Raw genomic sequence first — 590 nt, forward strand, 5'->3', positions numbered from 1 at the left:
GGCGCGTGCACGCGGGCACCGGCCTCCATCGCCGCCCGCGCCAGGCCGCGGGCGAGTGACAGCGGCTGTACCGTGCCGCCGCGCGCGTCCAGCCAGCCGCCGAGATACCCCTCCGCCCCGGTCATCGCGCGCGCTTCCTCCGCATCCAGCCAGCGCACCGGTGCGCCGAGCGCAGCCCAGGCGTCGTGGCGCTGTCGCGCCTCGGCCAGCGCGACCGGCGTGTCGGCGACCTGGATGTAGCCGCTGCGCGTCGCGTCGCAGGCGATGCCGTGCTTCGCCACGATCCCGAACAGCCGGTCGGCATCACCGGCGCCATGCGCGTGCAGCCGTCGCCCGAGCGTCTCGCCAAAGGCGGCGACGAGGTCGGAGGCGAGGTGCCGCAGCCCCGGGATCACCTGGCCGCCATTGGCGCCCGAGGCGCCCGCGCCGGGCTCCGTCGCTTCGAGCACCGTCACCGCGACGCCGCGCCCGGCCAGCGCGAGCGCCGTGGCCAGGCCGGTGTAGCCCGCGCCGACGATCGCGACCTCGGCCTCCTGCACGCCGTCGAGCGGGGCGAGGTCGGGTGCCGGCGCGGCGGTGGCCGCCCAGAG

The 590-nt window shown here is 78.0% G+C and carries 1 protein-coding gene; it reads right to left on the reverse strand.

Annotated features, from left to right (window positions below; genetic code table 11):
* A partial coding sequence (locus L2I40_RS24220) for an NAD(P)/FAD-dependent oxidoreductase (protein WP_237217877.1) occupies nt 1–590 on the reverse strand: 590 nt, incomplete at both ends.

The sequence above is a fragment of the Falsiroseomonas oryziterrae genome (assembly GCF_021864505.1).
Taxonomy (GTDB): Bacteria; Pseudomonadota; Alphaproteobacteria; order Acetobacterales; family Acetobacteraceae; genus Falsiroseomonas; species Falsiroseomonas oryziterrae.